Origin of the sequence: Citrobacter sp. Cs237 (assembly GCF_030332325.1) — a bacterium.
GTDB classification, from domain to species: domain Bacteria; phylum Pseudomonadota; class Gammaproteobacteria; order Enterobacterales; family Enterobacteriaceae; genus Citrobacter_A; species Citrobacter_A sedlakii.
Genome location: NZ_JAOWIB010000090.1, coordinates 1 through 16,469 on the forward strand (window position 1 = coordinate 1; position 16,469 = coordinate 16,469).

13 protein-coding genes and 5 pseudogenes are annotated in these 16,469 nt (G+C 50.9%); 10 read left to right on the plus strand and 8 right to left on the minus strand.

Features of this window, described 5'->3' with window-relative positions:
- The first annotated feature begins 71 nt into the window (after window positions 1-71).
- A complete protein-coding gene (locus OGY07_RS03610; RefSeq protein ID WP_000427619.1) occupies window positions 72-1,076 on the plus strand; it encodes an IS110-like element IS5075 family transposase in 1,005 nt (334 codons plus the stop codon).
- 253 nt (window positions 1,077-1,329) lie between these two features.
- On the opposite strand, the pseudogene OGY07_RS03615 reads toward OGY07_RS03610, so the two are convergent.
- Window positions 1,330-1,434 (minus strand): annotated as a pseudogene (locus tag OGY07_RS03615) (Arm DNA-binding domain-containing protein); the annotation flags it as partial.
- 329 nt (window positions 1,435-1,763) lie between these two features.
- Here OGY07_RS03615 and sul2 point away from each other — a divergent pair.
- From sul2 to OGY07_RS03630, 3 genes are read left to right on the plus strand one after another with little or no spacing between them, the layout of a single operon-like run.
- Window positions 1,764-2,579 (plus strand): sulfonamide-resistant dihydropteroate synthase Sul2, encoded by an 816-nt coding sequence (sul2, locus tag OGY07_RS03620; RefSeq protein ID WP_001043260.1) that lies wholly within the window; start codon window positions 1,764-1,766, stop codon window positions 2,577-2,579.
- A gap of 60 nt (window positions 2,580-2,639) precedes the next feature.
- Complete coding sequence (aph(3'')-Ib, locus tag OGY07_RS03625; protein ID WP_001082320.1) at window positions 2,640-3,443, plus strand: aminoglycoside O-phosphotransferase APH(3'')-Ib; 804 nt, start codon at window positions 2,640-2,642, stop codon at window positions 3,441-3,443.
- Window positions 3,443-4,279, plus strand: coding sequence for an aminoglycoside O-phosphotransferase APH(6)-Id (locus OGY07_RS03630; RefSeq protein WP_000480972.1), 837 nt, complete (start codon window positions 3,443-3,445; stop codon window positions 4,277-4,279). The genes aph(3'')-Ib and OGY07_RS03630 overlap by 1 nt, the downstream gene beginning before the upstream one ends.
- 106 nt (window positions 4,280-4,385) lie before the next feature.
- Here OGY07_RS03630 and OGY07_RS03635 read toward each other — a convergent pair.
- Window positions 4,386-4,790, minus strand: a pseudogene (locus tag OGY07_RS03635) (IS91 family transposase); the annotation flags it as partial.
- 155 nt (window positions 4,791-4,945) lie between these two features.
- On the opposite strand from OGY07_RS03635, the gene OGY07_RS03640 reads away from it, so the two are divergent.
- From OGY07_RS03640 to OGY07_RS03655, 4 genes and pseudogenes are all read left to right on the plus strand, one after another.
- Window positions 4,946-5,536, plus strand: a complete 591-nt coding sequence (locus tag OGY07_RS03640; RefSeq protein WP_012477564.1) for a plasmid pRiA4b ORF-3 family protein — start codon at window positions 4,946-4,948, stop codon at window positions 5,534-5,536.
- A gap of 136 nt (window positions 5,537-5,672) precedes the next feature.
- Window positions 5,673-6,245 carry a recombinase family protein gene (locus OGY07_RS03645; RefSeq protein WP_001493762.1) on the plus strand — a complete coding sequence of 191 codons (573 nt, stop codon included), beginning with the start codon at window positions 5,673-5,675 and terminating at the stop codon, window positions 6,243-6,245.
- A 36-nt stretch (window positions 6,246-6,281) separates the two neighbouring features.
- The gene (locus tag OGY07_RS03650) at window positions 6,282-7,673 is read left to right on the plus strand and encodes an ISKra4-like element ISKpn19 family transposase (RefSeq protein WP_001493761.1); all 1,392 of its coding nucleotides are present in this window, start codon (window positions 6,282-6,284) and stop codon (window positions 7,671-7,673) included.
- 32 nt (window positions 7,674-7,705) lie between these two features.
- Window positions 7,706-8,134 (plus strand): annotated as a pseudogene (locus tag OGY07_RS03655) (recombinase family protein); the annotation flags it as partial.
- A 318-nt stretch (window positions 8,135-8,452) separates the two neighbouring features.
- Here the strand turns inward: OGY07_RS03655 and OGY07_RS03660 are convergent.
- Window positions 8,453-9,109, minus strand: a complete 657-nt coding sequence (locus tag OGY07_RS03660) for a quinolone resistance pentapeptide repeat protein QnrS1 (RefSeq protein ID WP_001516695.1) — start codon at window positions 9,107-9,109, stop codon at window positions 8,453-8,455.
- Window positions 9,110-9,503: 394 nt separating this feature from the next.
- Between OGY07_RS03660 and OGY07_RS03665 the strand changes: the two are divergent.
- A pseudogene (locus OGY07_RS03665) lies at window positions 9,504-10,657 on the plus strand (IS3 family transposase).
- Window positions 10,658-10,705: 48 nt separating this feature from the next.
- Here the strand turns inward: OGY07_RS03665 and OGY07_RS03670 are convergent.
- The 4 genes from OGY07_RS03670 to OGY07_RS03685 form a co-directional block, all read right to left on the minus strand.
- Window positions 10,706-11,563, minus strand: a complete 858-nt coding sequence (locus OGY07_RS03670; protein ID WP_012477595.1) for a class A beta-lactamase LAP-2 — start codon at window positions 11,561-11,563, stop codon at window positions 10,706-10,708.
- Between the two features lie 64 nt (window positions 11,564-11,627).
- Window positions 11,628-13,358, minus strand: coding sequence for a penicillin-binding transpeptidase domain-containing protein (locus OGY07_RS03675; protein WP_032623598.1), 1,731 nt, complete (start codon window positions 13,356-13,358; stop codon window positions 11,628-11,630).
- Between the two features lie 408 nt (window positions 13,359-13,766).
- Window positions 13,767-14,627 (minus strand): broad-spectrum class A beta-lactamase TEM-1, encoded by an 861-nt coding sequence (locus tag OGY07_RS03680; protein ID WP_000027057.1) that lies wholly within the window; start codon window positions 14,625-14,627, stop codon window positions 13,767-13,769.
- A gap of 182 nt (window positions 14,628-14,809) precedes the next feature.
- Window positions 14,810-15,367, minus strand: a complete 558-nt coding sequence (locus OGY07_RS03685) for a recombinase family protein (protein WP_001235713.1) — start codon at window positions 15,365-15,367, stop codon at window positions 14,810-14,812.
- A gap of 163 nt (window positions 15,368-15,530) precedes the next feature.
- On the opposite strand from OGY07_RS03685, the pseudogene OGY07_RS03690 reads away from it, so the two are divergent.
- A pseudogene (locus OGY07_RS03690) lies at window positions 15,531-15,650 on the plus strand (DUF4158 domain-containing protein); the annotation flags it as partial.
- A 51-nt stretch (window positions 15,651-15,701) separates the two neighbouring features.
- Here the strand turns inward: OGY07_RS03690 and OGY07_RS03695 are convergent.
- Window positions 15,702-16,406, minus strand: coding sequence for an IS6-like element IS26 family transposase (locus OGY07_RS03695; protein WP_001067855.1), 705 nt, complete (start codon window positions 16,404-16,406; stop codon window positions 15,702-15,704).
- Window positions 16,407-16,469: the final 63 nt, after the last annotated feature.

The following is a 16,469-nucleotide window of genomic DNA, read 5'->3' on the forward strand; positions in this document are numbered from 1 at the left end:
TATTTAATGAGATGGTCACTCCCTCCTTCCCAGTACTATGCTGAGGACAGGCTTTCATTCGGAGAACCATCATGGAAAACATTGCGCTTATTGGTATCGATCTGGGTAAGAACTCTTTCCATATTCATTGTCAGGATCATCGTGGGAAGGCCGTTTACCGTAAAAAATTCACCCGACCAAAGCTAATCGAATTTCTGGCGACATGCCCGGCAACAACCATCGCGATGGAAGCCTGTGGCGGTTCTCACTTTATGGCACGCAAGCTGGAAGAGTTAGGGCATTTTCCAAAGCTGATATCACCGCAATTTGTCCGCCCATTCGTTAAAAGCAACAAAAATGACTTCGTTGATGCTGAAGCTATCTGTGAAGCAGCATCACGTCCATCTATGCGTTTCGTGCAGCCCAGAACCGAATCTCAGCAGGCAATGCGAGCTCTGCATCGTGTCCGTGAATCCCTGGTTCAGGATAAGGTGAAAACAACTAATCAGATGCATGCTTTTCTGCTGGAATTTGGTATCAGCGTTCCGCGAGGTGCTGCCGTTATTAGTCGACTGAGTACCCTTCTTGAGGACAGTAGTTTGCCTCTTTATCTCAGCCAGTTACTGCTGAAATTACAACAGCATTATCACTATCTTGTTGAGCAGATTAAAGATCTGGAATCTCAGTTGAAACGAAAGTTGGACGAAGATGAGGTTGGACAGCGCTTGCTGAGTATTCCCTGCGTTGGAACGCTGACTGCCAGTACTATTTCAACTGAGATTGGCGACGGGAAGCAGTACGCCAGCAGCCGTGACTTTGCGGCGGCAACAGGGCTGGTACCCCGACAGTACAGCACGGGAGGTCGGACGACATTGTTAGGGATTAGCAAGCGGGGCAACAAAAAGATCCGAACTTTGTTGGTTCAGTGTGCCAGGGTATTCATACAAAAACTGGAACACCAGTCTGGCAAGTTGGCCGACTGGGTCAGGGAGTTGTTGTGTCGGAAAAGCAACTTTGTCGTCACCTGTGCTCTGGCAAACAAGCTGGCCAGAATAGCCTGGGCACTGACGGCGCGACAGCAAACTTACGAAGCATAAAGGCAGAAATACACCAGTTTAAACAATCATTCATCTGGTTTTGCGAATACTGATATTGATGATACTAACGGCCCACCGGCCTGTTGAGGAACCTGTAAAACGGAAAGGCTCATTGAAGCCGTATATTTTCTGGAGGTTCATCAGGCGCGGAACTCATCGAGGCGCGGGAATAAAATCCCATTCAGACGCCGGATAGATTCAAGCAAGCCAACTTGTCGTCAAAATCGGTGTTGCAAAAACGGGAGTGACCATAGATTCCGTTTTCTGAGGCGACCCCCACATAGAGACCTTCCCGGTCATTCACTTTGTAGAGTTTGTCCCTGGGCTTGAGATTGCGCAGCTTGGTATCGGTCAGCATGTACCTTGTCCTTCTTCGTCTCCGATACCCACTCTATTGTAAACAAGACATTTTTATCTTTTATATTCAATGGCTTATTTTCCTGCTAATTGGTAATACCATGAAAAATACCATGCTCAGAAAAGGCTTAACAATATTTTGAAAAATTGCCTACTGAGCGCTGCCGCACAGCTCCATAGGCCGCTTTCCTGGCTTTGCTTCCAGATGTATGCTATTCTGCTCCTGCAGCTAATGGAGCACCGCAAACAGGTTACTCGCCTGGGGATTCCCTTTCGACCCGAGCATCCGTATGAGACTCATGCTCGATTATTATTATTATAGAAGCCCCCATGAATAAATCGCTCATCATTTTCGGCATCGTCAACATAACCTCGGACAGTTTCTCCGATGGAGGCCGGTATCTGGCGCCAGACGCAGCCATTGCGCAGGCGCGTAAGCTGATGGCCGAGGGGGCAGATGTGATCGACCTCGGTCCGGCATCCAGCAATCCCGACGCCGCGCCTGTTTCGTCCGACACAGAAATCGCGCGTATCGCGCCGGTGCTGGACGCGCTCAAGGCAGATGGCATTCCCGTCTCGCTCGACAGTTATCAACCCGCGACGCAAGCCTATGCCTTGTCGCGTGGTGTGGCCTATCTCAATGATATTCGCGGTTTTCCAGACGCTGCGTTCTATCCGCAATTGGCGAAATCATCTGCCAAACTCGTCGTTATGCATTCGGTGCAAGACGGGCAGGCAGATCGGCGCGAGGCACCCGCTGGCGACATCATGGATCACATTGCGGCGTTCTTTGACGCGCGCATCGCGGCGCTGACGGGTGCCGGTATCAAACGCAACCGCCTTGTCCTTGATCCCGGCATGGGGTTTTTTCTGGGGGCTGCTCCCGAAACCTCGCTCTCGGTGCTGGCGCGGTTCGATGAATTGCGGCTGCGCTTCGATTTGCCGGTGCTTCTGTCTGTTTCGCGCAAATCCTTTCTGCGCGCGCTCACAGGCCGTGGTCCGGGGGATGTCGGGGCCGCGACACTCGCTGCAGAGCTTGCCGCCGCCGCAGGTGGAGCTGACTTCATCCGCACACACGAGCCGCGCCCCTTGCGCGACGGGCTGGCGGTATTGGCGGCGCTGAAAGAAACCGCAAGAATTCGTTAACTGCACATTCGGGATATTTCTCTATATTCGCGCTTCATCAGAAAACTGAAGGAACCTCCATTGAATCGAACTAATATTTTTTTTGGTAAATCGCATTCTGACTGGTTGCCTGTCAGAGGCGGAGAATCTGGTGATTTTGTTTTTCGACGTGGTGACGGGCATGCCTTCGCGAAAATCGCACCTGCTTCCCGCCGCGGTGAGCTCGCTGGAGAGCGTGACCGCCTCATTTGGCTCAAAGGTCGAGGTGTGGCTTGCCCCGAGGTCATCAACTGGCAGGAGGAACAGGAGGGTGCATGCTTGGTGATAACGGCAATTCCGGGAGTACCGGCGGCTGATCTGTCTGGAGCGGATTTGCTCAAAGCGTGGCCGTCAATGGGGCAGCAACTTGGCGCTGTTCACAGCCTATCGGTTGATCAATGTCCGTTTGAGCGCAGGCTGTCGCGAATGTTCGGACGCGCCGTTGATGTGGTGTCCCGCAATGCCGTCAATCCCGACTTCTTACCGGACGAGGACAAGAGTACGCCGCAGCTCGATCTTTTGGCTCGTGTCGAACGAGAGCTACCGGTGCGGCTCGACCAAGAGCGCACCGATATGGTTGTTTGCCATGGTGATCCCTGCATGCCGAACTTCATGGTGGACCCTAAAACTCTTCAATGCACGGGTCTGATCGACCTTGGGCGGCTCGGAACAGCAGATCGCTATGCCGATTTGGCACTCATGATTGCTAACGCCGAAGAGAACTGGGCAGCGCCAGATGAAGCAGAGCGCGCCTTCGCTGTCCTATTCAATGTATTGGGGATCGAAGCCCCCGACCGCGAACGCCTTGCCTTCTATCTGCGATTGGACCCTCTGACTTGGGGTTGATGTTCATGCCGCCTGTTTTTCCTGCTCATTGGCACGTTTCGCAACCTGTTCTCATTGCGGACACCTTTTCCAGCCTCGTTTGGAAAGTTTCATTGCCAGACGGGACTCCTGCAATCGTCAAGGGATTGAAACCTATAAAAGACATTGCTGATGAACTGCGCGGGGCCGACTATCTGGTATGGCGCAATGGGAGGGGAGCAGTCCGGTTGCTCGGTCGTGAGAACAATCTGATGTTGCTCGAATATGCCGGGGAGCGAATGCTCTCTCACATCGTTGCCGAGCACGGCGACTACCAGGCGACCGAAATTGCAGCGGAACTAATGGCGAAGCTGTATGCCGCATCTGAGGAACCCCTGCCTTCTGCCCTTCTCCCGATCCGGGATCGCTTTGCAGCTTTGTTTCAGCGGGCGCGCGATGATCAAAACGCAGGTTGTCAAACTGACTACGTCCACGCGGCGATTATAGCCGATCAAATGATGAGCAATGCCTCGGAACTGCGTGGGCTACATGGCGATCTGCATCATGAAAACATCATGTTCTCCAGTCGCGGCTGGCTGGTGATAGATCCCGTCGGTCTGGTCGGTGAAGTGGGCTTTGGCGCCGCCAATATGTTCTACGATCCGGCTGACAGAGACGACCTTTGTCTCGATCCTAGACGCATTGCACAGATGGCGGACGCATTCTCTCGTGCGCTGGACGTCGATCCGCGTCGCCTGCTCGACCAGGCGTACGCTTATGGGTGCCTTTCCGCAGCTTGGAACGCGGATGGAGAAGAGGAGCAACGCGATCTAGCTATCGCGGCCGCGATCAAGCAGGTGCGACAGACGTCATACTAGATATCAAGCGACTTCTCCTATCCCCTGGGAACACATCAATCTCACCGGAGAATATCGCTGGCCAAAGCCTTAGCGTAGGATTCCGCCCCTTCCCGCAAACGACCCCAAACAGGAAACGCAGCTGAAACGGGAAGCTCAACACCCACTGACGCATGGGTTGTTCAGGCAGTACTTCATCAACCAGCAAGGCGGCACTTTCGGCCATCCGCCGCGCCCCACAGCTCGGGCAGAAACCGCGACGCTTACAGCTGAAAGCGACCAGGTGCTCGGCGTGGCAAGACTCGCAGCGAACCCGTAGAAAGCCATGCTCCAGCCGCCCGCATTGGAGAAATTCTTCAAATTCCCGTTGCACATAGCCCGGCAATTCCTTTCCCTGCTCTGCCATAAGCGCAGCGAATGCCGGGTAATACTCGTCAACGATCTGATAGAGAAGGGTTTGCTCGGGTCGGTGGCTCTGGTAACGACCAGTATCCCGATCCCGGCTGGCCGTCCTGGCCGCCACATGAGGCATGTTCCGCGTCCTTGCAATACTGTGTTTACATACAGTCTATCGCTTAGCGGAAAGTTCTTTTAGGAGAGCATGAAAAACCTCGGGGCAGCCATCGAATGATGCCATCTACAGGGGTTAAAATAACCACCATCATTTCATAACAATACCTGCTGACTATGAAGATCTACGTCATCAAAATAGCAGTTCATGGAGTCAGTCCGATGGTCTGGCGTCGGCTGAGAATTGCTGCCGACACGTCACTGGCCGCGCTTCACTTCATTTTCCAGATAGTGCAGGGCTGGGGGGACGACCATCTCCATCAATTTCACATTTATGGCAAAGATTACGGTATCTCCTACGAAGGAGGCATCGGTTTTGTCGATAATCCGTTCCGGGTCGTGATTGATGATTTTGCTTTTGATGCTGGCGATCGCTTTACCTATGAATACAATTTCTTTGAGCACTGGCTTCATGACATTCGTGTTGAGGCCATTTATGAAAACTCTACGCTGAAAGCGCCGTTTTGTATAAGCGGCCATGGTATGCCCGGAGCCACAGCTGCGGATGAGTTCGATAAAACCCTGGCGTTTCTTGAAGCTATCGTTAATGCGGATGATGAAACAACGGTCGGCGAGATCCGCCCTTTTGCTGACGACCTGGATGCTGTCAGGTTCAACCGCCACAAAATCAACCGGCAACTGAGCAGGCTCGACCTTGCATCTCCGGTACTGGAGCCTGAAGTTATCTGGCTGGGCCGTCGTCGCTGACTGATGTCTATAAAGGTATACGTTTTCAGCATGCCTCTCAGATCCCCGAAAAAATGTCTATAAACCTCCCTAAATCAGTGTTTATGGATTATTCTTTAAATCTCTATGATGTTTAAAGACCTTCCGGAGGTTTTGCGTGCAATATGCCTACATCAGGGTAAGCTCGGCCGATCAGAATACGGCCCGTCAGGAAGAGGCATTGTCAAAGGCGGGTTTTCAGCCTGATAAAATTTGTGTTGAGCATGCCAGCGCGAAGGACACAAACCGCCCGGGGTTACAGGAACTCCTGGGGCAATTACGCCCTGGTGATACGCTTCTGGTTCATTCCATCGATCGCCTTTGCCGGAATATGTCGGATATGTGCGCTGTCACCACCCGGCTTCGTGACCAGGGCGTTACCCTTATTTTTCTGAAAGAGCAGCTGACGTTCAGCGCCGGCACAAACAATCCGATGCAGGAACTGCAGCTGCACATGATGTCGGCATTCAGCCAGTTTGAACGAGCCTTACTGAAGGAAAGGCAGGCCGACGGCATCGCCGCGAAAAAAGCACGGGGTGAAAAAACAGGGCGCCCCGGCGCCGATATCAAAAAGATCCAGGAAATTGACGCACTCAGAAGCAGAGGGGTCAGGCTCAGGATCGCCTGCGACCATGCGGGCCTTGGCGTTTCCACATATTATAAGCTTCGTCACCAGATGAACAACCAGTAGCCGGGAGATAGTCATCCACCACAGCAGGAGGCAATGATGCAACTGACGCTCCAGATAGTCATCACCGATGAATCAGGCTCCAGTCGAACGGAGGAACTGATGACAATCCAGAAATCAGGGGAGACCCGGAACGACATCGGATTATCGGTGTCAGAATCCAAGCTGTTGCTGAATACGGTCCAGCAGTCGGTGGTCCAGCTGCAGGCAGACGAATATACTCAACACCATATCCGGTGCCCTCACTGCCTTGCTGCGCGCAGAATCAAAGGCAAACAGAAAATACGGTACCGGACGCTGTTTGGCGTTATTCCGGTATCCGGGCTTCGGGTGTACCGGTGCCGTTGTGAAGAGAGTGATACAAAGACAGTCAGTTTGCTCAGCGACTGGGCCGGCGATTATTCTCACCCGGCACTGAAATATATTGAAACCCGCTGGGCCTCGATGATCTCCTATGAAATGACGACTCGTCTGCTGAAAGATATTCTGCCGGTGGGCCACAGCCTGAATGCCTCAACGGTGAGGAATCATTTATGCCAGGTGGCGCAGCGTCTTGACGCTGAGGCTGAAGCTCATTCAGGTTTTCTTTCCGGCTGCCCCCGCGACTGGGGGAACCTGCCCAGGCCAGGAAAACCGCTTGTGGTGGGTATAGATGGTGGTTATGTTCGCGATCGGGATGACAAAAAGCGTAATTTTGAAATTATTGCCGGGAAGTCTTTTTCCGTTGGTGCGCCTGCTGACACCCGCCGCTTCGGTTTTGTTCAGAAGGATGACTGTCATCCGGAACGCAGGCTCATGACCCACCTTTCAGCGCAGGGAATGCAGGCCAACCAGCAGATATTTTTTCTGTCCGACGGCGCGGATAATCTCAGGGACCTCCAGTTCGGTATGTACCCTGAGTCAACGCATGTGCTGGACTGGTTTCATATCACCATGAGGCTGAAGGTGCTCATGCAATATGCCCGGGGACTGCTGGTATCAGATCCAGAGGCGGGGAGTAAAGTTCTGGCACTGCTGGAAAGCATTAAACGATATCTCTGGCATGGCAATGTTGTCGCTGCGCTGGAACATATTGATAATTGCGTTATGTATTGCGATGACCCTGAACTCAGCTATCCTAGCCTGAAATCCCTGCAAAAACATCTGGATGAAATGTATACCTACATCCGGAATAATAAGATGATGATCCCAAACTACGGCGAAATGCGTCGGTACGGAGAGCCGGTATCAACCGCGTTTGTGGAATCCACGATCAATGAAGTGATCGCCAGACGAATGGCCAAAAAGCAGCAGATGCAGTGGAGCAGAAAAGGGGCTCATTATTTGTTACAGACCCGGACCGCCGTTTTGAATAACGAACTGCAGGATAAATTTGTCTGCTGGTATCCGGGTTTTCAAAGTGACGGGAAGGGACCAGCGATGGCAGCATAGCTCACGCTGCCCCAATATTTTTTATGCTCTCGGTCGTATGGAAGCTGGACCGCCTCGGTCGTGATCTTCGTCATCTCATTAATACAGTGCACGACCTGACCGCGAGGGGGACCGGTCTGAAAGTGCTGACCGGTCACGGGGCGACTATCGACACAACAACGGCCGCTGGCAAGCTTGTCTTCGGTATCTTTGCCGCACTGGCGGAGTTTGAGCGCGAACTGATTGCTGAAAGAACGACTGCAGGTCTGGCATCAGCAAGAGCCCGTGGGCGGAACGGCGGCCGACCTTATAAAATGACGCCAGTCAAACTGCGACTGGCAATGGCATCAATGGGACAATCAGAAACAAAGGTCAGTACGCTATGCCAGGAACTTGGGATAACCCGGCAAACTTTGTACAGGCATATTTCCCCTGTTGGTCAACTGCGGGCGGACGGGATCAAGCTGCTCAACCGTGGATAATTTGAACGGACGGAAAAATCTGGGGTTCCGGCGTAGTACCCCTATCACCTCCACATTTTTGCAACAGTGCCTTATAAATGGCAGCCTTATGTTTACTTGCCAAGATGGGCTACCATATGATGTTTTATACTGAGCAATATTAATATTATCTTTAATGGAAAAATTAAGCCCACTAAGTGACCCACTGCTATATGGCTCTATTGTGAAGACGCCTGAGGGTAAAAATTTATACATGGTTGTCCCTATGTCTATTATTGCAAGGTTGACAATATTATTCGTTTTATAAATTTGAGCGTTTAAAATCACACATCAAAGCAATTAGTCAGGATAAACAACAATACCCAGTGCTTCGAGAATCAGTTCTTGCTGCCAGGCTGCAATTTTGATACCTGATGTATCGACTTTGCGGGGATCTAAACCGTCGAGTTCGGCGTGGCATAAATTGGCACCCTGTAGGCTAAATTGCCCCCAGACATCTTCGGAAAAAACACCTCGACTTAAGTCTGACTCTTTCAGTGATGCACCCGCTAGGTTCGTTCCTATCCAGCGATTTTCAAACAACTCACATTTTTCTAAACAAACCCTCTCCATATTGGCATAGGAAAGATTACATCCAGAAATAAATGCTGAGCAAAAGTACATACGATTACTCACTTGATGGGCAAAGTTTGTTCGGGAAAAGTTGGCACCTTTTAAATCACACGCACGGAACTCTATACCGTAGCAATTGGCATTACTGAAGTTTGCCATCGCAAGTTGGCATTGTTGGAAACTTGCATCACGAAGATCTGCGACATCAAAGTGGCAGCCTTCGATATCACCCTGTTCAATGAACTTGCAGTTGACGAATGTCGTATCACGCAAGTTAGCACGTCGAAAGTCGCTGCGAATGAATGTGCAAGCGGTGAAGGTGAGATCACTTAAGTCTTTATGTGAAAAGTTGTGGTGCCGATATGTATGATTGTAGGTTTCCATGAGTACTCCTTGTTGAAAGGAGGGCTAGACTACCATTATACATATGCCAAGACATTAAAATAAAAGCCTGTTACATCAACACATTACAACCCCTCAATTTACCTGTTTTAAGTGGTCAAATTGGCGCGTAGAGCGCCTATCGCTCTTGCATTGGCACGCGGCCCTGTTGAAAAAAGTTATTCGCTTTAGATAGGGTTAGGAGAGCCGTGCTTCGCCGGTAAAAAATCGGACTATCCGACGCAGGGCGGACTCATCGGCGGAGAAGCAAACTTTGACTATATCTCCCTACACTTGGAAGAGGGCTAGACTGGCCCCATAGATCACCAGACACTTCGACTCTCTTAAAATAAGAGGTAGTCTTGGAACTATGTTTAATACCAGTCAGAACGATAAGATGGTTGAAGTGTTATCAGGACCTGAGCGGCGTCGGCGTCGTACACCGCAGGAAAAAATTGCCATTATTCAGCAGACTATGGAGCCCGGTATGACCGTGTCTCATGTCGCGCGCCTGCATGGCATCAATGCAAACCAGATATTCAAATGGCGCAAGCAATATTAAGACGGTTCACTGACGGCTGTTGCATCGGGCGAGGAAGTGGTGCCGGCCTCCGAACTCGCTGCCGCCAATAAGCAAATTCGCGAACTCCAGCGCCTTCTGGGCAAAAAGACGATGGAAGCCGAGATACTCAAAGAGGCCGTGGAGTTCGGCCGGGCAAAAAAATGGATTGCGCATGCGCCCTCGTTGCCTGGGAACGACGAATAAGCGACGTTTGCAGAAGTCTTGGCGTGTCGCGTGCGCAGTTGAGCATTCGGGTTCACCGGCCATCTGACTGACAGGATCGCAGACGGCAGCCCCGTTCTGACGATACCACCGTATTGTCCCGGATAAACATGGCGGTGGCTGACCTGCCGACGTATGGTTATCGCCGTGTGTGGGCGCTGCTGCGACGGGAGTCGGAGCGGGACGGCCTGCCTGTGGTTAATGCAAAGCGGGTGTATCGCATTATGAGAACGCATAATCTGCTTCTTGAACGTAAACCCGCTGATCCTTGCCGTAAGCGGGCCCATAAGGGGCGCGTAGCAGTAGCGGAAAGTAACCGGCGCTGGTGCTCAGATGGCTTTGAGTTCCGCTGTGATAATGGCGAAAAGCTGCGGGTGACCTTCGCGCAGGACTGCTGCGACAGGGAGATCATTGACTGGGCAGCGAGCACCGGAGGCTATGACAAAGAAACGGTGCAGGATGTCATGCTGGGTGCGGTGGAAAAACGCTTCGGAAGGCAGTTGCCAACAGTGCCGGCGTTCGCCCGGTTGCTGGGACTGGAGCCTTGTACGACAGCAGTGCGAAGCCCGGAAAGCAATGGCATAGCAGAAAGCTTCGTGATGACGATAAAACGGGACTACATCAGCATCATGCCGAAACCGGACAGCGAGGCAGCGGTGATGAATCTGGCGGTGGCGTTCAGTCATTACAACGAACATCATCCGCATAGTGCACTGGGATATCGCTCACCACGGGAATATATACGCAGGAAGTTATCGCAACCGTAAGAGAGCAAAAACGTCTGGATATATAGGGTCAAATCCACTGTAAATATATTACCAGTTCTTAATTACTGAATCTCCGATCCCTGCAATATGCTCGTTGAGTTCATTCATAGATGAATGAGTATTTGTAATATACAGGACTACTATACGAGATGGCTTGCCTCCGGGGCCCAACAGTGCAACGATGCCCCGAGATCCGTGATCACCTGCTCCTGTTTTATCCGCTATCATCCAGCCAGCTGGCAGTACAGAGCGGAACAGAGGCCCGCCGACTTTATCTTCCTGCATCCAGCTTATTAATTTTTTTCGAGATTTTTCTGTAAGTACACTTTCGTTTAACAATTTTTGTAGCGTTTGAGCCATCGCTGCCGGAGTGGTGGTATCACGCTCATCGCCAGGCTTCGCCTCATTAAGGCTGGGTTCGTGTCGATCAAGCCTTGTATAACTATCACCAGTGCTACGCAGAAAATGAGTTAATCCCTCCGGCCCGCCAATAGTTGATAGCAATAAATTTGCAGCAGTGTTATCACTGGTGGTAATGGCAGCATTGCATAACTCAGAAACCGTCATTCCATCTGCAATGTGCTGACTGGTTAGTGGAGAATAGTCGTCCAGGTCATGCTTATTATAGGTAATTCGGCGTTCAAGTTGTTCAAGCCCTTTATCAACACGTACTAATATTGCTCCACATAACAAAACTTTGAATGTGCTCATCATAGGAAAACGTTCTTCACGGCGATGACTACTCAGAACCTTCCCGGATAAAAAGTCTATTTCAGTAAAACCAACCCGACCTTTGATATGGTCTTCTGTGCTTTGTATTGTATCAGTAACATTGACTGGTGTAGATAATGCTGGAGTACACATTCCAGCCAGTAAAGAGATTATAATAAGGCGGATCTTTTTCATATTAATATCCTTTTTAAAATTAAGTTAAGTAATAATAGATAAATAATGAGTAAACAGGCTCTGTTCAGCCGGACTGTCGGTGTACCACCGGAGCACGTAAAGCATCCGGTGCAATCTTCAGCCGGGTAAGCACCGGACCGATAATCTGGCCGAAGACAGGCGCCGCCACTGAGCCACCAAAATGCTGTCCCGCTTTGGGATTGTTAATAACCACAACCAGTGCCACTTCAGGACGGCTCGCCGGCGCGACGCCTGCCGTATAGGTAATATGCCCCCCGTCATATTTTCCACCGGCACCTAACTTCTCTGCGGTTCCGGTTTTTATTGCCAGACGGTAGCCCGGTACAGCTGCCCTTACGCCACTTCCGCCGGGTAACACATCACTTTCCATCATTCTGATTACAGCATCGGCAAGCTTCGGGTCCGCCACCTGCTCACCGTACACCGGCGCGGATAACCGTGTAACGGATAACGGATGATAAACGCCACAGGCCCCGAGAGTGGCATAGGCTCTGGCTAACTGGAGCGGGGTTACCCGGAGGCCGTAGCCAAAAGCGAAGGTGGCGCGCTCAATATCAGCCCATCGATGGCGACTGAACGGAAAGTAACCAGTACTTTCACCGGGAAGGCCCAGCCCTGTCGGTTTTCCCAGCCCGAAGGATGAATACGTTTTTACCAGCGCATCCGAAGGCATCGCCAGGGCAATATGTGAAACTCCGGTATCACTGGATTTCTGAAGTATGCCGGTCGGCGTCAGCGCCGGCCAGTATCCCACGTCCCGGATAAGATGGCCGTCAACCCTGAACGGCCTTGTGTCAAGAAGCGTGCTGCTGCTGATAATATGGCGGCGCAGGCCTTCAAGAATGACGAAGGGTTTAACCGTTGAACCCGGCTCAAAGCTGTCATTAATCGCCACGTTACGCATTTCAGCGGAAGTGGCACCGGAAAAACGGTTGGGATTAAACGACGGATAGGATGCCATAGCCAGAATTTCGCCGGTGTTTACGCTGACAAGCACCGCAGCGCCTGACTGGGCGTGATGTTGCTCGACCCCCTCCCTTAACCGGCTGTAAACAATATACTGAAGCACACTGTCAATACTCAGCCTGATCGCCGGTGCAGTTTCCGGAGCGTCATACTGGATCACGCTGATGACGCCCCCCCTGGCGTTTTTGCGTATTTTTTTCACCCCGAAGTCCTTTCTCAGAACGGTGTTAAAGCTCTGCTCAATACCACTCAGCCCTCTATTTTCGGCACCGGTCACACCAATGAGCGAGGCTGATGCCTCACCCAGCGGATAGTAGCGATTTTCATTGTATTTCTGACTTATGCCCGGCAGATGCAGCTGTGACACGGCCCTGGACAATGACAGGGGCGACTTTTTCTTCAGAAACAGGAATTCCTTGTCCGAATTATCTTGAATAGTTCTGCGAAGTTCCTCAGGCGTGATATCCAGCAAGTCGGCCAGAAAAGCCCATCTGGCTTCCGCGAAGTCCGGATGAGCGGCAGCGATGCGTTTTGGATCAGCAATGATGTCACGTGCCGGCACGCTCATGGCGAGAACAACGCCGTAACGATCGGTCAGGGTTCCGCGCTGTGCTGGCAGTGCAAGTGTCCGTACGGATCGACGGTCAGCCGCATTTTCCAGGACAGCGTGGTCAAAAAGCTGAAGTCCGGTGAGCCTGGCAACCAGCACGATAAAGATTAATGCGATACCGGCAAGAAGAATATTATATCTGACGTTGCTGAATCCCTTCTCAGGTGATGACGGGCGAATACTTTGTTTATTTTTCATCGCGGAGTTTTTTATCATTTTCGCTGGAGTCTGCTCCCCTTGCAGCAGGCTGCCTTACAGAGCCTCATGCTGCAGGGGAGCAGAAAAAATCGACGCCAGAAGCGGTATATTCAGTGCAGGTGTAATTCTGCGTGGAACCGGGTTCTGGCGAAAACCGGCCATATTTCCGCTCACAGCGCCCGGTCTTTTGCTGAGTCAGATGCTGCCAGCCGACCCGTTATGAAGCCGGACTGACGCGTTCCCCGTGAGCTGCTTTTAACAGGGGTCTGACGCTCAGTGGAACGAAAACTCACGTTAAGGGATTTTGGTCATGAGATTATCAAAAAGGATCTTCACCTAGATCCTTTTAAATTAAAAATGAAGTTTTAAATCAATCTAAAGTATATATGAGTAAACTTGGTCTGACAGTTACCAATGCTTAATCAGTGAGGCACCTATCTCAGCGATCTGTCTATTTCGTTCATCCATAGTTGCCTGACTCCCCGTCGTGTAGATAACTACGATACGGGAGGGCTTACCATCTGGCCCCAGTGCTGCAATGATACCGCGAGACCCACGCTCACCGGCTCCAGATTTATCAGCAATAAACCAGCCAGCCGGAAGGGCCGAGCGCAGAAGTGGTCCTGCAACTTTATCCGCCTCCATCCAGTCTATTAATTGTTGCCGGGAAGCTAGAGTAAGTAGTTCGCCAGTTAATAGTTTGCGCAACGTTGTTGCCATTGCTGCAGGCATCGTGGTGTCACGCTCGTCGTTTGGTATGGCTTCATTCAGCTCCGGTTCCCAACGATCAAGGCGAGTTACATGATCCCCCATGTTGTGCAAAAAAGCGGTTAGCTCCTTCGGTCCTCCGATCGTTGTCAGAAGTAAGTTGGCAGCAGTGTTATCACTCATGGTTATGGCAGCACTGCATAATTCTCTTACTGTCATGCCATCCGTAAGATGCTTTTCTGTGACTGGTGAGTACTCAACCAAGTCATTCTGAGAATAGTGTATGCGGCGACCGAGTTGCTCTTGCCCGGCGTCAACACGGGATAATACCGCACCACATAGCAGAACTTTAAAAGTGCTCATCATTGGAAAACGTTCTTCGGGGCGAAAACTCTCAAGGATCTTACCGCTGTTGAGATCCAGTTCGATGTAACCCACTCGTGCACCCAACTGATCTTCAGCATCTTTTACTTTCACCAGCGTTTCTGGGTGAGCAAAAACAGGAAGGCAAAATGCCGCAAAAAAGGGAATAAGGGCGACACGAAAATGTTGAATACTCATACTCTTCCTTTTTCAATATTATTGAAGCATTTACCAGGGTTATTGTCTCATGAGCGGATACATATTTGAATGTATTTAGAAAAATAAACAAATAGGGGTTCCGCGCACATTTCCCCGAAAAGTGCCACCTGACGTCTAAGAAACCATTATTATCATGACATTAACCTATAAAAATAGGCGTATCACGAGGCCCTTTCGTCTTCAAGAATTTTATAAACCGTGGAGCGGGCAATACTGAGCTGATGAGCAATTTCCGTTGCACCAGTGCCCTTCTGATGAAGCGTCAGCACGACGTTCCTGTCCACGGTACGCCTGCGGCCAAATTTGATTCCTTTCAGCTTTGCTTCCTGTCGGCCCTCATTCGTGCGTTCTAGGATCCTCCGGCGTTCAGCCTGTGCCACAGCCGACAGGATGGTGACCACCATTTGCCCCATATCACCGTCGGTACTGATCCCGTCATCAATGAACCGGACTGCCACGCCCTGAGCGTCAAATTCCTTTATCAGTTGGATCATATCGGCAGTGTCGCGGCCAAGACGGTCGAGCTTCTTAACCAGAATGACATCACCTTCCTCCACCTTCATCCTCAGCAAATCCAGCCCTTCCCGGTCTGTTGAACTGCCGGATGCCTTATCGGTAAATATACGGTTTGCTTTCACACCTGCGTCTTTGAGTGCTCTGACCTGAAGATCAAGAGACTGCTGACTGGTTGAGACCCGAGCGTAACCAAAAAGTCGCATAAAAATGTACCTTAAATCGAATATCGGACAACTCATGTCTATTATTACAAATTTACGATTTAATAGACATATTAATGTAACAGTTTTACGATGTCCGATAATTTATAACATTTCGTACGGTTGGAAAAATGTTACTAAATGCCCGTCAGGCAGGGAGGCCGATATGCCCGTTGACTTTCTGACCACTGAGCAGACTGAAAGCTATGGCAGATTCACCGGTGAACCGGATGAGCTTCAGCTGGCACGATATTTTCACCTTGATGAAGCAGACAAGGAATTTATGGCACTGTTGCAAAGTTAGCGATGAGGCAGCCTTTTGTCTTATTCAAAGGCCTTACATTTCAAAAACTCTGCTTACCAGGCGCATTTCGCCCAGGGGATCACCATAATAAAATGCTGAGGCCTGGCCTTTGCGTAGTGCACGCATCACCTCAATACCTTTGATGGTGGCGTAAGCCGTCTTCATGGATTTAAATCCCAGCGTGGCGCCGATTATCCGTTTCAGTTTGCCATGATCGCATTCAATCACGTTGTTCCGGTACTTAATCTGTCGGTGTTCAACGTCAGACGGGCACCGGCCTTCGCGTTTGAGCAGAGCAAGCGCGCGACCATAGGCGGGCGCTTTATCCGTGTTGATGAATCGCGGGATCTGCCACTTCTTCACGTTGTTGAGGATTTTACCCAGAAACCGGTATGCAGCTTTGCTGTTACGACGGGAGGAGAGATAAAAATCGACAGTGCGGCCCCGGCTGTCGACGGCCCGGTACAGATACGCCCAGCGGCCATTGACCTTCACGTAGGTTTCATCCATGTGCCACGGGCAAAGATCGGAAGGGTTACGCCAGTACCAGCGCAGCCGTTTTTCCATTTCAGGCGCATAACGCTGAACCCAGCGGTAAATCGTGGAGTGATCGACATTCACTCCGCGTTCAGCCAGCATCTCCTGCAGCTCACGGTAACTGATGCCGTATTTGCAGTACCAGCGTACGGCCCACAGAATGATGTCACGCTGAAAATGCCGGCCTTTGAATGGGTTCATGTGCAGCTCCATCAGCAAAAGGGGATGATAAGTTTATCACCACCGACTATTTGCAACAGTGCC